Below are 13,139 nucleotides of genomic sequence, written 5' to 3'. Positions count from 1 at the left end.
TGGAAAAGCAGACATTTTCATCTAAAAAATTCATGTCTTTTCTTATACAAACATGCTAAAATACCTAAAAAAAGATATGGAGATGATGGTCATGTCATTTCTTCTTTCGCTTTTACCTTTCTCCTTTCTGAAGAAATTTCGTTCCCCTTCAGGAAGAGAAGTTAATGAAGATAAAATGTTCGATAAAACGAATGCAGAAATGCTTCAACAAAGAGTCAAGCTAGTTTCACTTGCTCTTGTCATTTCCTACCCTCTTTATATTTATATAGGGTTTTCTTTACTTCAACATGCGGGGACATCTCAGTTTAGACATACACTAATTGGTATTCATTTCACTAGTTTCGCTCTCTCTTCTCTTTATTTATTCTTCTATTATTTTAGTAAAAGAAAAGAGCGATTTGCTAACTACTTAAGCACCATGGTATATGGCTATATATTTTATTACGTATTTGCTGCAGCACTTTCTACTATTAACAGTCAGCTTTTCACAGGTCGCGTAGACGTCTATATGATGCTTTTGATTTCCACAGCTGTTTTATGTCCTATGAAATTAAAACATCTGTGCATTATTTTTATTCCTAACCATCTTTTTTTACTATATGGCTTATCACGATATGTACCGGATTCTTTTTCTCTTATTTCAAAGCAGATCAATACAACTGCAGCAGTTGCTATCGCTTTGCTTATCTCATATATTCTCTATACATACCGTCACAAAGAATATATGAATCATTTACAGCTAAAAGAAAGCGAACATAATTTTTTTACGCTGTTCAAAATTAATCCCTATCCTTTACTATTAACGAGATTATCCGACCACAAAGTGCTGCTCATTAACAATAAAGCTATTCATTTTTACAATCTTGCTTCTCAAGATCTTGATCAACTAGACGGATTTATAATCTACCCTACTGATGAAGATCGAGAGGAGATTTTAAAACGTCTTCAACAAGAAAAGCATGTAAAAAACTACATCCTAGAAGCACGTGAACATGGAGATTCTAAGTGGGTTATGATCAATTATGAATTACTAGAGTATCAAAGCGAAAGCTGCATACTCGCAGGTATTACCGATATAACCGATTTAAAAGCGGTTGAGCATGAATTGAACTTGCACGCTTCAACTGATATGCTAACCGGAATTTTAAATCGAAGAAGCGGAATGGAAAAACTGCAGCTGGAACTGCTGAGAGCTAAAACCAATGATACATCTTTTGTATTATGTTTTATCGATATTAATTCCTTAAAACTAGTAAATGATCAATACGGTCATAGAGAAGGCGACTGGCTTATTAAAACAATAGCAGAATCAATTAGTGGTTATATTAGCAAGGATGATACGCTCTTCCGCTACGGAGGTGATGAGTTTTTATTAATTGCTCCTGAACAAACGGAAGAATACGTACACGAGCTGTGGCAAAATATTAATAATCAGCTAGAAGATAAAAAGAAAGAATGTAAGAAGCCATATGCACTGTCTGCGAGTTACGGGTTTATTATATGTGCGCCTTCAGACGACACCAATCTAGATACATTAATTCAAAAAGCAGATGCTGCCATGTATAAGCAAAAACATACGCGCGTTTCTTCTATCTTTAAGTAAATCATCGAAGTCCTTGCGCCATCGCATCAAGTAGATTCGCTAAATAGAATGACCAAGGAATAAATCCGTACATGAATTACGCATGCACTTTCTTTCTTTGCAAAGAAAAACTATAATAGATGATGCAAGTATTTTACTGATATATGGAAAGGACGTACATATGTTTACAATTAAAGAATATACAGCTGAACAATTGCAGGATCCATTTGGTCTCCTTCTAGGTGAACGCTATGAATTTCATTTATACATTGAGGTAGAAGAAGAGGATGAATTATATACCGGCAGCGACCTAGCACTACGCGTAGTGTATATTAAAGGCGAAGATAACACTTCTATTGCCCAGACTCATTTCTACGAAGTTTCAACAAATAAAGTATTAGACTTCGACCTAGAAGAAGAGGAAGAAGCAGCTGTCAAAGAGTTTTGCGGGAAGCATTTACCTTCAGAGGAAGGGACAGATAAAGAGGAATAATTAAAAGCGGCTGGAACAAAAGTAGTTTAGTAAAAATCCGAACGATGAATTGAGATTCCTGATGGAGAATCCAACTCGTTCGGATTTTTTCGTAGTGATGATGAACGTAGGTTTCATGTATGTAGGTGCTTATAGCTGTTGATTGGAGGGCAAGGCTCAGCGCCCGCCCGCGGAAAGCGCAGTCTTGCACGGAAACCAACAGCGATGTATAACAAGCAATTCATACTAGAGAATCCATTCCATTTGTTCTTTGTTCGTCTTTAGATGGGATCGATTTCGTTATGTATCAATATCTTTTTGATTTCGTTTTTCCATTAGCTTTTTAACTACTTCTTTTGGTTCCCAGCATGTAAACTGATAAGTAGGACGAGTTTCATAGCCTAGTCTCTTGCATTGATACTTCATTCCCTTATCCAATTTAATGCTTTGAAAATGTTGACATGTGGCACAGCAATGAAATGAACTCACGCCTTCCCTTCTCCCCTACTTTAATCTATTTTCTTAATCATACAAATAAAACAAATTTGCACAAAAAAAGCTGCCGATCGGCAGCTTTCATATGTAGCGTTGAATTATAATTTTACAACATTCTCCGCTTGAGGTCCACGTTGGCCTTCAACGATTTCAAATTCAACTTTTTGGCCTTCTTCTAATGTTTTGAAGCCTTCAGATTGGATAGCTGAAAAATGAACAAATACATCATTTTCGCCTGGTACTTCGATAAAACCGAAGCCTTTTTCACTGTTAAACCATTTTACTGTACCTGTAGTAGCCATGTAAAAAAACCTCCAAAAAATGTAAAAATTTTAATATGTTACTCTATATTTACATTTATACCGTAAATAAAAAATTCACATATTATAAAAGAGACCTACGCGAAGTAGATCTCCTTTATAACAAGTGAATTTTCACTAAATCTAATTCGAGTATATGGTCAAAACATAGTATTAATTATATTTGGTTGCGTTTACATTATACTATACCTATATGTAGAATGCAAATATTTGGCCACCTTTAACATATGGCTCATCTGTTTTACAAGATATTTACCTTCCTTACGTCAACATGTTATCAATATGGGCGTCGATAATTTCTTTTCGTTTATTTTGCAGGGTTTCAAATAATAGCTTAGCTTCTTCTGAAGTTAACGCAAACGTTGTTGTTTCTTCATGGTTTTCTTCTTTTGTATGAAGCACAAATATGCTTTGTCGGATTTCACTCATACATATTCCTCCTTTTTCGATAGTATAGGCTTTTTTATATTTTTCATGTATGCTTCACACGTTTTTAACAAATTATAAGAAAGGTTAAAACTTATAAGGAGTGATACTATCATGAAGAAATCGTTTTTGTTTGTTGTAGGCTGCATGACGACCCTTTCTTTATTCGGCTGTAGCACAGCAGATCAAGGTAAAGATGGCGTCATTGACGATAATACAGTCCGCAACGTCACATATGAAAATGGAAACAATAAAACGAAAATGAATGACGTAAATAATACGCAAGACGTACAGCGTAATGAGAAAGAACAGTACAATCAGTCCGGCGGAATGAGAGTAGCCGATGTGGCAGCTGATCGTATCGTAGCGTTAAAAAATGTAAAAGATGCTAACGTAATCGTAACCGACCATACAGCTTATGTAGCAGCTGTATTAGACGATAACAAAGAAGGCAATCTCACAAAAGATATGGAGCATAAGATTGCACACGAAGTACGAAAAGCCGACGGCAGTGTTCATCGAGTGTTTGTATCAACAAACCCCGACTTTGTAAACCGTATGAATGGATATGTAGACAAGCTTCAAACGGGTAAACCAGTCTCTGGACTGTTTGACGAGTTTTCAGAAGTTGTTCGCCGCGTGTTTCCAAATTCACGCTAATATACATGAATGTCAAAAGAGCATTTTATAAAATGCTCTTTTTATTTTACCCATTGCATAAAATATTGCATAAAAAATGCACTTATAAGTTTCTGAATATTTTTATTTTATTTTATTTTGAAAACGTTTTCATTTCTTTGTTATAGGGGGATAGGGGATTTTCGCCTCATGTATTTTACGGTTTTGTGGGTTGATAGTAAGGGAAAAGTTTGTTAGTTTTAGAAACCATAAGATGTTTGCATGGCGAGTAGTGCTCGTTTCATGCATAAAAAATGCATAAAGGGGAGATTTGGTGGATATTGGTGTTTATATTTCACTGGGCATTTATTTTGTAGGAATGCTCGGAATAGGATGGTATGCCTACACAAAAACAACTCAAGACGTATCGGGTTACATGCTAGGCGGACGCGGACTAGGTCCGGCTGTTACTGCGCTTTCAGCAGGTGCTTCAGATATGAGCGGATGGATGTTAATGGGCCTTCCTGGATCCATGTACGTGACAGGTCTTTCAAGTTTATGGCTTGCAGTAGGTTTATCTATTGGTGCTTATTTAAATTATTTAATCCTCGCTCCGCGTCTTCGCACTTATACGGAAGTAGCGAATGACTCCATTACAATTCCGGACTTTTTTGAAAATCGCTTTGGGGACCATGCCAAGGTTCTTCGAACAGTATCAGCGATTGTTATCTTTATTTTCTTCACTCTTTACACTTCAGCTGGTATGGTATCAGGCGGAAGATTGTTCGAATCGGCATTTGGTTTAAATTACCAAATAGGACTATTTGTAACGGCTGCTGTCGTTATTGCCTATACTCTGTTCGGTGGTTTCTTAGCTGTTAGTTTAACAGATTTTGTGCAGGGCGTTATTATGTTCATTGCCCTTGTTTTAGTGCCTATTGTAGCCTTTACTGACTTAGGCGGCGTTGGAACAACAATGGATATTGTAAAAAATATCGATCCAACTTACCTTGATTTATTTAAAGGTACAACCGTAGTAGGGATTATTTCTTTTTTAGCCTGGGGACTTGGCTATTTTGGTCAACCTCATATTATCGTTCGCTTTATGGCGATCTCTTCTATTAAAGAATTAAAGCCTGCCCGTCGTATCGGTATGAGCTGGATGATCCTATCAATCATTGGCGCTATGTTAACGGGTCTTGTTGGAATTGCTTATGTGGATCAAACTGGGATGAAACTTGGGGATCCTGAAACAATCTTTATTAAATTTGCTGATGTTTTATTTAATCCATTAATTACTGGATTTTTATATGCAGCTTTATTGGCAGCGATTATGAGTACTATTTCTTCTCAGCTGCTTGTAACGGCAAGCTCTGTTACAGAAGATTTTTATAAAACATTTTTCCGACGTAAAGCCTCTGACAAAGAGCTTGTAACAGTCGGAAGAGCTGCGGTTTTAGGTGTTGCAATTATTGGTATTTTGCTTTCTTTAAAGCCTAGTGATACGATTTTAGGACTTGTCGGATACGCATGGGCTGGATTTGGTTCTGCATTTGGCCCGGCCATTTTACTAAGTCTTTACTGGAAGCGTATGACTAGATGGGGAGCCCTTGCAGGAATGATTGTAGGTGCAGCTACAGTATTAATTTGGGTAAATACTCCATTGAAAGATGCCCTTTACGAAATGATTCCTGGATTTTTCTTAAGCTTGCTGGCTGTTATTGTAGTAAGTCTGTTAACAAAAAAGCCTTCAGAAGCTGTAGAAGATCAATTTAGAAACATGGAAAGCGTATTAGAACAGCATACAAAATAGTAAAAAAAGTACACAAGTTACGACTTGTGTACTTTTTGCTTTTAATGCAAGCCCTGCAGTCATATATATGTACTAAAGACGGATTAAGGAGGGTTTTTACATGCAACATTCTTATTTCCCTTATGAACCTACACAGCAACTGCGCGCAGATACACAAAATAGAGAAATTAAAGTAACTGGTGAAGGAAGTGCTTCAGCCATTCCAAATGAAATTTCCATGACGATTGGAACGCGCACGGAAAACCGAGACGTTCAAGAAGCCTTAAAAGAAAATTCAGCTGTTTCAAATACTCTGCTGCAAGAGATACAAAAACTTGGAATCAATGACCAGCAAATTGAAACAGCTTCATTCACTATAAATCCTAAATATGATTACAGCGATGGAAAATCGACTCTTACAGGATACGAAGTACAGCATTTGTTTAGAGTAAGAGTACAAGATGTAAAACAAGCTGGCGATGTTTATAACGCTACGTTTTCAAGCGGAGCCAACGTAGCGCAAGATCTTCAATTTCACGTTACAAATGATGATAAATATGAACAAGAAGCGATAAGTAAAGCTTTGCTTAACGCTAAAGAAAAGGCCTTTACCATTGCCAACACGCTGCAGCTCCCTATTAACCAAATCCCCATTTTAATCGAAGAAGGCCCCGTCTATCAGTCATCTGGCTCCTCGCCTAAGTTATTAGCAGCCTCTCCCCCTATCCAAGCTCAGTCCTTGACTGTATCCGCTTCTGTAAAAATTACGTACACGTATTAATACTTATGATAAACTATAGATTATTATAATGAAGAAACTAATCTAAAGGAGCTCTTTGCACAATGACTTCTGAACATTTACTAGCAGCTTATCAGACTCTATGGTTGAACCGTTCTTTCGCTTCTAAACAAGCCCTGACAAGTGAAGATCAGCTTCACGAAGCCATTCTGAAAGATTTAAAAGATGAAATGACTCATCCACGCGTTCGGCAAACACCGTATGTAAAATATCATCTTGGCATAAAAAGAATTCTAAACAGCAGTCTTTCCTCTGATGAAAAAGTTGCGCTTACGTCCCTATACACAAACCTTTTAGATAGCTGTATATAACAAAAAAAGGACTTCCTTAATGGAAGTCCTTTTTTTATTTAATTAACGCTTTTTCTTCTAAGCTTTGAAAAACAGCGTTAAAGTCTTGCTTCAAATCCTCGAATTCCTCTAACCCTACTGAAAGGCGAAGAAGTGAATCAGTAATTCCTTTTTCTTCACGTACTTCTTTTGGGATACTTGCATGAGACATTGTTGCAGGATGCGTGAGAATGGATTCAACTGCACCTAGACTAACGCCAATTGAAGCTAATTTGACTCCTTGTAAAATATGTCGTGCTACTTTTTCATCCTGCACTTGGAAAGAAATCATAGCTCCGTATCCATTTGCTTGTTCTGAAATGAGTTTGTGGTCCGGATGACTTTTTAAGCCCGGGTAGTATACACGGCTCACTAGAGATTGTTCTTCAAGCCACTTTGCAAACTGCAGCGCTGTTTTTAACTGCTGATCTAAACGAACTTTTAATGTCTTAATGCCTCGAAGCAGTAAAAAACAATCCTGTGGTCCTAAGATAGCACCAAAAGCATTTTGTACAAACTTTACTTCTTCCGCTAGCTTTTCATCGCTTACCACAACTAGACCGCCAATGACGTCACTGTGACCGCTGATATATTTTGTAGCACTATGAATGACAATATTTACACCAAGGTCAATCGGCTGCTGTAGATAAGGTGTTAAAAACGTGTTATCCACAATTGTAAGGAGATTGTGCTCCTTCGCCAAACTTGCTACTGCTTTAATATCCGTTACCTGTAAAAATGGATTTGAAGGGCTTTCGATATAAATAGCCTTCGTATCTTTTGTGATAGCTTCTTCTACTTTCTCAACCTTCGTTGTATCAACAAAAGTTGTTTTGATACCAAACTTTGAAAATAATCGTGTTAATACACGATATGTCCCGCCGTACGTATCGTGTGAAACTAAAATTTCATCCCCTGATTCAAAAATAGATAACACCGATGAAATAGCAGCCATACCTGATGAAAAAGCAAAACCAGCGTATCCATTTTCTAGCTGAGCAATAGTGTTTTCTAAAGCCTCACGCGTTGGGTTTCCTGAACGAGAATAGTCATAGCGGCCGTTGTTCGTCTCATCTTCTTGGTTAAATGTAGATACTTGATAAATAGGTACGTTAACCGCTCCAAAATGACCGTCAATTCCTGTATTTGCATGAATTAAGTTCGTACCAAATCTATGTTTATTATTGTTGGTATGCATCAAATGCCTCCTTCAAATCTTTAATTAAATCATCTGCGTGCTCAATTCCAACTGATAATCGAAGTAAACAGTTTGTTACTCCGACACGATTTCGAATTTCCTCCGGAATGTCAGCGTGTGTTTGACGAGCTGGGAATGTCATTAAACTTTCCACGCCTCCTAAGCTTTCTGCAAATGTAATAACTTTAACATTTTCTAAAAGTACTGACACGATGTCAGGGTGTGAGACAGCAAAAGAAATCATGCCTCCAAATCCAGTTGCTTGTTTCTTTATGATTTCATAGCCCGGATGTGTTTCAAGACCAGGGTAATACACTTTTTCCACGAGATCATGAGCAGTAAGCCAATTTGCAATTTTCAGTGCGTTTTCGTTATGTTTTTCCATACGAAGCGCTAGCGTCTTAATACCGCGCAATAACAGCCAGCTATCTTGTGGACCTAAGATTGCCCCAGCTGCATTTTGATAAAAACGAATTTTTTCTCCTAAGCTACTACATCGAGCGACTACAAGACCAGCAACTACATCATTATGACCCCCAATGTATTTGCTTGCACTATGTATCACAATATCTGCTCCAAGCTCTAAAGGACGCTGATAGTAAGGGGACATGAATGTATTGTCAATGATAGTAAGCAAATCATGCTGTTTAGCTAACGCAATTGCTTCTGGCAAATCAGTCACGTGCATCATTGGATTTGTAGGTGTTTCAATGAATAAAGCTTTCGTGTTGGGACGAAGCGCATCTTTTACTTGCTCGAGATGGGCTGTGTTGACGTACGAAACAGTAATTCCTTGCTCTGAAAAGATTTCATTTAGTACTCGGTACGTTCCTCCGTATAAATCCTCTGATACAATTAAATGATCTCCGTTTTTAAATAGCGCTAAAACTGACATTACACCCGCCATTCCTGAAGCGAATGCTACTCCTACTTCGCCTTTTTCTAAAGCAGCAATTGCTTCTTCCAATGCCGTACGAGTAGGATTTGCCGTACGTGCATAGTCAAATCCTGTACTTTGCCCTAAAGCAGGATGAGCAAATGTTGATGCTTGGTAAATGGGTGTTGTAATAGAACCTGTTGAAGGGTCACGACCTACTCCTGAACGAACTAATAAAGTTTCAATTTTCATCTATTTCTCTCCTTAACTCAAAATAAAAAACACTCTTCACAGATGGAAGAGTGTTCGTTTATACACGATTTCTCTCATCTGTTAGAACAATACTGATGTTCCACAGGAATTAGCACCGTTCAAATGAATGTTTCATTTGATGGTTGCCGGGCATCGCAGGGCCAGTCCCTCCGCCACTCTTGATAAGAGTTCTATATAATTGTTGGTGGTTAACGTTTGTTGTTACTAACTTTAATAAAGATTTTCTTTATTGTCAACATAATTTTCTAAAAAATTTAAATCATCTCATTTGTTTATTCAATATACTTGTCCTGATAAGTACATAAAAAAAGAGACGACACCGAGGTCTCTTTTTCTAAGGCAAGTGCACAGATTTTACGTGTGCTAACTTCCAATACATACTTTCTCCATTTGCCGTAATTAGTTCAACAATATTATTAGAAACTTCTTTAAGTACGCCAATTTTTTCTGATTGATCCCCTAAATCTAATACGACCAGTTGATTTTCATATTTTTTAAGCTGCTCTTCAAAGTTTCTGACAAAAGGTGCAGAGGCAGGCCTTACTGGGAGCTCTTTGTCACTTAAAGAATAAGGAGTTAACTCATTACTATAAGGGGTAAGCCATTTCAAATGATGTAGAGAAACAAAGACATTTTTATACACTGGAGAATAAAACACAAGATAATCATTCAGCACGCTTGTAATATAGCCATGCAATGATTTTCCTCCTGTTACATAAATTTCAATAAATTTCCCTTTTGCCTGCTGTAAAATATTACGATAAGAAATCCGCTGACTTTCTTCTATTAAGTTCTCTTCTATTTCACGCAAAACCGTATAGTCTTCTTCCGATACTTCCCGCAAACGATGCATGTGTAAAAGAGGAATATACAAATAATCATGTCCATTATACAAAACCATAATATCTAATCCAAGATCAATAAGTCTGCCAACAAATGTCGTTTTACCTGAAATATCTAACTCCACAATTTTATCGATATAATGATTCATACTCATACTCATTCTCCTCCTTTTTCCTATATGATAGAAAAGGTGCTTTATAAGCACCTTTTATGTTCCATTTCATCATGCTTTCCAACGATAATTTTTCGTTTTGATAACTTTCTCGGCCGGTGCTGAAGAGCGTGAACTCGTACGGCGTCCTCCCGTGCGGCGTCCTCGAGAGCGATCGTCTGTGCGTCCTCCCGTGCGGCTTCCTGTACGTCCACCTGTGCGGCTTCCCGTACGTCCACCTGTGCGACTTCCCGTACGTCCTCCCGTGCGGCTTCCTGTACGTTCTTCTGTAGACTTTGCAGCTTCAGTCTCTCCATTTTCTTCTGTTTCTTCATTGTTTTGATTGTTATCGTTTTGCTTAAAAGCCCCTTTTGCTCCTACACAAATGGTTTTAACGTGTCTTGGCTGTAAGCGTAATACTTGATTATTCTGCACAAGTGTAAATGTACCATTTCGGCTTTGTACTAACACGCCCTCTACAGCTTCAGGTCCTCCATTATTGATTGATACCCATTTATGGGAAAGGTGAGCAAAAAGATCGTTGAAGGTTTTAGATTTCATATATTCTGGCTCTTGGCTCACTAAGAGTTCATTTGCAGATTGAGTAGTTTGATCTCCATTGTTGTTTTGATATTCACTCACACTCTTAACGTGTTCAGTATTAATATAGATGACACCGTCGTCTTCTGTGAGTAATACTATATAAGCAGATTCAAATGAACCTAAGACATCAAGAAGCTGACCTGCTTTTTTCTCAGGTCCACCTTGATTAACCTGCACATATTTAGTTTTCATTAATGATAAAGTTCCAGCAAAAGTTTTTCCTCGATATAATTCTAAGTCTGCACTAATTCCTGTAAACGTTTGTGCCGAATTTGACATAGTATCTTCAGTAATACTTTTTACATGCGCTAAGTGATAATATACAAGTGTATATTCTGGTTGATTATTATTTTGGTTGTTTTGGTTGTTTTGATTGTTATTTTCACCATTGTTGTTATTATTGTTATCATTGCTTTCCACTGCTAAGATTAAATAATCTGATTGCACGTCAACCAAATAACCTGTTTTAGATTCAGGACCTCCACGATAAACGGTCACCACTCTTCCTTTTAGGGGTTTGAAGTGAGAAGAATAGCCTTTATCAGGCGTTTGTATATTTCGGCTGCGTTTTTGGCTTGATTTTTGGCGTGGATTTTGATTTTGCTCTTGTTCTTGGCCATAGTAATAGTTACTCATTGTTTTTCCTCCTTATTAGTTATCCTTATTGGTCATTCATACTGTATATATACGTATCATGTACAGCTATTGATTTCCTGCATTTGCCTATTATTAACAAAATCCACTGTTGCCTATAAATTGCCTATAAATCTATCTCTTTTTAAAGAGTCAAAAGGTTATTTTGAATATACGCTGTTCGTTCTTTTATAAAAGACAGCATAAATTCGGGTTCTTTATAAAATTGCTCCAAGTTATCTTTTACGTAAGGATCTTTTAATACATATGGAGCAATATACTCATGCAGTTGATAAATGATTGGTTTCATGTATTCTATTGTAAATTGATTATTTAGAACATTGTTCATTTTTTGAATATATCGCTTTTTAATGCTGTTCACCGCCAGTAAGCGAGCTGTAAGCGTATTAAATCCTTGTGCACGGACATAGTCTCCTTCCATTACTTTTCCATTTACATCTCTTCCCCAAGTTGCATCATAATCCCATGGAATCAGTTCAAAGCGCCCGCTTTCATGATTTAGATAGAGCGCATAGTTATGGACAAAACCGTCGTAATTCTGCATACAAATAATACCGACTAACCAAGATAAGTAGCGGTCGACGTTCAGGTACTTCTCAATATTCTGTTCGAATTCCGTATTTGTCCATGTATTAAGATTAAATATAAACTTTTCTAATTTTTCCTCGTCTCCTTCTCTCACTGCTTTATCTTCATATCCAGATAACAAAGTTGTTTTTGGCTTTTTATCCAAATCGCTCATCAAAGAAAAATTAGCATCTCCGTCCACTGCATAAAATATGGATCCATCCGCTAAATTTCTTTTTTTCAAAAATAGTTCATCTACCGATTCGAGCTGAAGATATATTCCTTCATTTTTCCCATTAATCTTAAGAGTGACAAACTGAGAGTGGGGAGATAAAACATCTAAAGAAGAGAAAAAATCGAGGGACAATTTGTTGCGCATAAGCGATGGATCTTTGTATTCAGCGTTTAGGTGTATTTCTTTGGCGCGCTGAAATATTTTCGGAGAATAAAATTCAATATAATATGACTTTTTCTTCATCTTCCGAATATGGGAACCTCTTAGGAGCAAATCAATATCGTAGCGTTTTTTGTTAAACTTCATCGTTGCCTGAACCGCTTCTTCTGACCAAATATCTCTTTGCATTTCCTTTAAATCTTTTACATTCACAAACAGAGCGTATTGAGGGATTTCTTTTTGCTTCATGATTCGACCACCTTTCTTCAATTATTAAAGTATATGAAGGGTAAATTCTCCATGATACCCCGCAGCATCAACTATTTCCGCAAACTCCACTTTTGACTCATATCAAGGACAAGCATCATCGCGTATTCTATTAATGCAAGACCTAGTCCAATTGACAAGGAGGTTTTTGTATTGCATATTACAGCTGAAAAAATTAAAGAGGCTGCTGAAGCCCTAGAATGTACAGAACTGAAATCTTTTATGTTTCAAGAGCCAACTGCCGGTCCACTAACAAAGCCGCGTCGCTCTTCTCGTAGCTCTCGTCGTAGCTCTCGCCGTTCTACCCGCGGTACGCGTCACTCTTCTCGCGGCTCTCGTCGTTCTACTCGCCGCTCTCGCCGTTCTACTCGCGGCTCTCGTCGTTCTACTCGCCGTTCTCGTCGTTCTACTCGCCGCTCTCGTCGTTCTACTCGCCGCTCTCGTCGTTCTACTCGCCGCTCTCGCCGTTCTACTCGCCG

16 protein-coding genes and 1 riboswitch are annotated in these 13,139 nt (G+C 37.6%); of the genes, 8 read left to right on the top strand and 8 right to left on the bottom strand.

The window, feature by feature from the left end; translation table 11 throughout:
- Positions 1-91 precede the first annotated feature (91 nt).
- The 3 genes from ACMX9J_RS21470 (at position 92) to ACMX9J_RS21460 (ending at position 2,339) form a co-directional block, all read left to right on the top strand.
- A complete protein-coding gene (locus ACMX9J_RS21470) occupies positions 92-1,603 on the top strand; it encodes a diguanylate cyclase domain-containing protein (RefSeq protein ID WP_311265140.1) in 1,512 nt (503 codons plus the stop codon).
- A gap of 160 nt (positions 1,604-1,763) precedes the next feature.
- On the top strand, positions 1,764-2,075 hold the full coding sequence (locus ACMX9J_RS21465; RefSeq protein WP_028414061.1) for a DUF6509 family protein: 312 nt from the start codon (positions 1,764-1,766) through the stop codon (positions 2,073-2,075).
- Between the two features lie 138 nt (positions 2,076-2,213).
- Positions 2,214-2,339: a hypothetical protein gene (locus ACMX9J_RS21460; protein ID WP_255219829.1), complete on the top strand. Its 126-nt coding sequence runs from the start codon at positions 2,214-2,216 to the stop codon at positions 2,337-2,339.
- Positions 2,340-2,354: 15 nt separating this feature from the next.
- Here the strand turns inward: ACMX9J_RS21460 and ACMX9J_RS21455 are convergent, their stop codons facing one another.
- The 3 genes from ACMX9J_RS21455 to ACMX9J_RS21445 all read right to left on the bottom strand — a co-directional run bounded on the left by ACMX9J_RS21455 (position 2,355) and on the right by ACMX9J_RS21445 (position 3,298).
- Entirely contained in the window at positions 2,355-2,543 is a 189-nt protein-coding gene (locus tag ACMX9J_RS21455) for a hypothetical protein (protein ID WP_416226154.1), read from the bottom strand.
- 104 nt (positions 2,544-2,647) lie between these two features.
- Complete coding sequence (locus ACMX9J_RS21450) at positions 2,648-2,851, bottom strand: cold-shock protein (RefSeq protein WP_013056130.1); 204 nt, start codon at positions 2,849-2,851, stop codon at positions 2,648-2,650.
- A 279-nt stretch (positions 2,852-3,130) separates the two neighbouring features.
- On the bottom strand, positions 3,131-3,298 hold the full coding sequence (locus tag ACMX9J_RS21445; RefSeq protein WP_165573336.1) for a hypothetical protein: 168 nt from the start codon (positions 3,296-3,298) through the stop codon (positions 3,131-3,133).
- Positions 3,299-3,409: 111 nt separating this feature from the next.
- On the opposite strand from ACMX9J_RS21445, the gene ACMX9J_RS21440 reads away from it, so the two are divergent.
- From ACMX9J_RS21440 to ACMX9J_RS21425, 4 genes are all read left to right on the top strand, one after another.
- Positions 3,410-3,955: a YhcN/YlaJ family sporulation lipoprotein gene (locus ACMX9J_RS21440; RefSeq protein WP_033578433.1), complete on the top strand. Its 546-nt coding sequence runs from the start codon at positions 3,410-3,412 to the stop codon at positions 3,953-3,955.
- Between the two features lie 292 nt (positions 3,956-4,247).
- Complete coding sequence (gene putP / locus ACMX9J_RS21435) at positions 4,248-5,726, top strand: sodium/proline symporter PutP (protein ID WP_028414064.1); 1,479 nt, start codon at positions 4,248-4,250, stop codon at positions 5,724-5,726.
- A 100-nt stretch (positions 5,727-5,826) separates the two neighbouring features.
- On the top strand, positions 5,827-6,486 hold the full coding sequence (locus tag ACMX9J_RS21430) for an SIMPL domain-containing protein (RefSeq protein WP_416226153.1): 660 nt from the start codon (positions 5,827-5,829) through the stop codon (positions 6,484-6,486).
- A 62-nt stretch (positions 6,487-6,548) separates the two neighbouring features.
- Positions 6,549-6,815 (top strand): hypothetical protein, encoded by a 267-nt coding sequence (locus ACMX9J_RS21425; protein ID WP_028414066.1) that lies wholly within the window; start codon positions 6,549-6,551, stop codon positions 6,813-6,815.
- A 34-nt stretch (positions 6,816-6,849) separates the two neighbouring features.
- Here the strand turns inward: ACMX9J_RS21425 and ACMX9J_RS21420 are convergent, their stop codons facing one another.
- From ACMX9J_RS21420 to ACMX9J_RS21400, 5 genes are all read right to left on the bottom strand, one after another.
- Entirely contained in the window at positions 6,850-8,031 is a 1,182-nt protein-coding gene (locus ACMX9J_RS21420) for a trans-sulfuration enzyme family protein (RefSeq protein ID WP_028414067.1), read from the bottom strand.
- A complete protein-coding gene (locus ACMX9J_RS21415) occupies positions 8,015-9,160 on the bottom strand; it encodes a trans-sulfuration enzyme family protein (RefSeq protein ID WP_416226152.1) in 1,146 nt (381 codons plus the stop codon). Before ACMX9J_RS21415 ends, ACMX9J_RS21420 begins: the two co-directional genes overlap by 17 nt.
- A gap of 71 nt (positions 9,161-9,231) precedes the next feature.
- Positions 9,232-9,349, bottom strand: a riboswitch (SAM riboswitch).
- A 166-nt stretch (positions 9,350-9,515) separates the two neighbouring features.
- A complete protein-coding gene (locus ACMX9J_RS21410; protein ID WP_034266519.1) occupies positions 9,516-10,178 on the bottom strand; it encodes a hypothetical protein in 663 nt (220 codons plus the stop codon).
- A 69-nt stretch (positions 10,179-10,247) separates the two neighbouring features.
- Complete coding sequence (locus ACMX9J_RS21405; RefSeq protein WP_047751368.1) at positions 10,248-11,414, bottom strand: hypothetical protein; 1,167 nt, start codon at positions 11,412-11,414, stop codon at positions 10,248-10,250.
- Between the two features lie 142 nt (positions 11,415-11,556).
- Entirely contained in the window at positions 11,557-12,642 is a 1,086-nt protein-coding gene (locus tag ACMX9J_RS21400) for a CotH kinase family protein (RefSeq protein WP_047751369.1), read from the bottom strand.
- Between the two features lie 171 nt (positions 12,643-12,813).
- On the opposite strand from ACMX9J_RS21400, the gene ACMX9J_RS21395 reads away from it, so the two are divergent.
- Positions 12,814-13,139: CotG/ExsB N-terminal domain-containing protein (locus ACMX9J_RS21395; RefSeq protein WP_416226151.1), on the top strand; the 326-nt coding region annotated here is incomplete at its 3' end.

This window comes from Priestia sp. RMT2NF4 (assembly GCF_047872835.1).
GTDB lineage: Bacteria > Bacillota > Bacilli > Bacillales > Bacillaceae_H > Priestia > Priestia zanthoxyli.
This window is presented reverse-complemented; position numbering and strand designations above follow the sequence as displayed.

What these genes read in the sequence shown, in the direction of transcription:
- ACMX9J_RS21470 (WP_311265140.1), top strand. Translation starts at nt 92, where the DNA reads ATGTCATTTCTTCTTTCGCTTTTACCTTTCTCCTTTCTGAAGAAATTT.
- ACMX9J_RS21465 (WP_028414061.1), top strand. Translation starts at nt 1,764, where the DNA reads ATGTTTACAATTAAAGAATATACAGCTGAACAATTGCAGGATCCATTT.
- ACMX9J_RS21450 (WP_013056130.1), bottom strand. Translation starts at nt 2,851, where the DNA reads ATGGCTACTACAGGTACAGTAAAATGGTTTAACAGTGAAAAAGGCTTC.
- ACMX9J_RS21445 (WP_165573336.1), bottom strand. Translation starts at nt 3,298, where the DNA reads ATGAGTGAAATCCGACAAAGCATATTTGTGCTTCATACAAAAGAAGAA.
- ACMX9J_RS21440 (WP_033578433.1), top strand. Translation starts at nt 3,410, where the DNA reads ATGAAGAAATCGTTTTTGTTTGTTGTAGGCTGCATGACGACCCTTTCT.
- ACMX9J_RS21430 (WP_416226153.1), top strand. Translation starts at nt 5,827, where the DNA reads ATGCAACATTCTTATTTCCCTTATGAACCTACACAGCAACTGCGCGCA.
- ACMX9J_RS21425 (WP_028414066.1), top strand. Translation starts at nt 6,549, where the DNA reads ATGACTTCTGAACATTTACTAGCAGCTTATCAGACTCTATGGTTGAAC.
- ACMX9J_RS21420 (WP_028414067.1), bottom strand. Translation starts at nt 8,031, where the DNA reads ATGCATACCAACAATAATAAACATAGATTTGGTACGAACTTAATTCAT.
- ACMX9J_RS21415 (WP_416226152.1), bottom strand. Translation starts at nt 9,160, where the DNA reads ATGAAAATTGAAACTTTATTAGTTCGTTCAGGAGTAGGTCGTGACCCT.
- ACMX9J_RS21410 (WP_034266519.1), bottom strand. Translation starts at nt 10,178, where the DNA reads ATGAGTATGAATCATTATATCGATAAAATTGTGGAGTTAGATATTTCA.
- ACMX9J_RS21405 (WP_047751368.1), bottom strand. Translation starts at nt 11,414, where the DNA reads ATGAGTAACTATTACTATGGCCAAGAACAAGAGCAAAATCAAAATCCA.
- ACMX9J_RS21400 (WP_047751369.1), bottom strand. Translation starts at nt 12,642, where the DNA reads ATGAAGCAAAAAGAAATCCCTCAATACGCTCTGTTTGTGAATGTAAAA.